Origin of the sequence: Microcystis sp. M53602_WE12 (assembly GCF_030065455.1) — a bacterium.
In the GTDB taxonomy this organism is placed as follows: Bacteria; Cyanobacteriota; Cyanobacteriia; order Cyanobacteriales; family Microcystaceae; genus Microcystis; species Microcystis aeruginosa.
Genome location: NZ_JASJFB010000403.1, coordinates 1 through 1,222, shown reverse-complemented (window position 1 = coordinate 1,222; position 1,222 = coordinate 1). Strand labels below are relative to the sequence as shown.

Sequence of the window (1,222 nt, the reverse complement as noted above, 5' to 3'; positions counted from 1 at the left end):
GTTGAGGACGATCGTTACGGTTATGGAGAGCAGCGTTTTGTCACATTCGGTTTGTTGCAAGGGCGAGTGATTGCCGTTGTCCATACAGAACGTGAGGATTGCACCCGTATTATTTCTGCAAGAAAAGCGACGAAATATGAATAACGAACCTACTTCGAGCAACTCTCAAACTGATTGGCAACGATTGGATGCGATGAGCGATGAAGATATTGATTTATCAGATTGTCCAGAGATTACGCCAGAAATGTTTGCTAAGGCGGTAGTGCGGCGGGGTTTACCTGCTACAAAAGCCAAGGCTCAAGTTACACTCCCCATTGATAGCGATGTATTAGAGTGGTTTAAGTCTCAAGGGCGTGGCTATCAAACACAGATCAATCAATTGCTACGAGCGTATATGGAGGCACATCAATAACAGGCAGATTCATATTTTTGTATTTGAAAACAAGGATTGCAGCGGCATAACAAGGGATTTACCATACCTTATTAGACTGAAAACCGCTATAACAAATCACCGCACCCGAAATAATAGTGAAATTTTGTGACAAAGTGCAGTCAGATCTAAGAATCTTTGCTAGAAGTCTAGAAAGCTTCTGTGATCAGTCTCCTTAAAAGAGATTGTTGGCAGTACCCTAGTAGATATCCGAACAAACGGTTAAGGGTTTTAATCATCAAGGTCGGGGATTATGAAAATCTATCAAATTTTATTCCAATCCCGACTTCTAATTCTTCCAGTTTGGTAATAAGTTGAAACTAGCTCAATATAATCTTTAAAATCATCATTTTCAACCACAATACGATTCACTGATTGCCAGTCAATTTCTGCCCTAGATTTTGCTGGTAAAAATATCTCACTTTCAGAAGGGTTTTCCGTATCTAGAATAATGACTCCAATTCCATGAAGTGCAGACAACATACGCAGTGCGATCGCCGATCTTGTAGGGTGCGTTCCCTAATGCAACTTCTACCGCTCCACCGATCGATTTTTGGGGAACGCACCATGCCCATGGATTGAAACTGTGAGTTTAGGTGCGATGCCGCTCTGGTCGGACCAGTTGAGGAATGTTAGCGAAGATTCCCAATGTTGGGAGCATCCCAGTTTTGCAATGAGTAAAAATACTCAGGCAATATCGCCGTTGAGATAAGCACAACGTAGCTTCAAATACTGAGGAACATTCTCTGCTTTCCATTGTGCTCCCACAATTTTCATTCTTGCACCTATTTG

Annotated in this window: 3 protein-coding genes; 2 read left to right on the top strand and 1 reads right to left on the bottom strand. The window is 41.9% G+C overall.

What is annotated here, in order from left to right; translation table 11 throughout:
- On the top strand, positions 1-144 hold a 144-nt coding region (locus tag PX482_RS27755), incomplete at its 5' end, for a BrnT family toxin (protein WP_353852176.1).
- Positions 137-412 (top strand): BrnA antitoxin family protein, encoded by a 276-nt coding sequence (locus PX482_RS13655; RefSeq protein ID WP_002756884.1) that lies wholly within the window; start codon positions 137-139, stop codon positions 410-412. The genes PX482_RS27755 and PX482_RS13655, both read left to right, overlap by 8 nt.
- Before the next feature lie 282 nt (positions 413-694).
- On the opposite strand, the gene PX482_RS13650 is transcribed toward PX482_RS13655, so the two are convergent.
- A complete protein-coding gene (locus PX482_RS13650) occupies positions 695-913 on the bottom strand; it encodes a hypothetical protein (protein WP_002756882.1) in 219 nt (72 codons plus the stop codon).
- Positions 914-1,222: the final 309 nt, after the last annotated feature.

Coding starts and splice junctions, on each gene's coding strand:
- PX482_RS13650 (WP_002756882.1), bottom strand. CDS start 913: ATGTTGTCTGCACTTCATGGAATTGGAGTCATTATTCTAGATACGGAA.
- PX482_RS13655 (WP_002756884.1), top strand. CDS start 137: ATGAATAACGAACCTACTTCGAGCAACTCTCAAACTGATTGGCAACGA.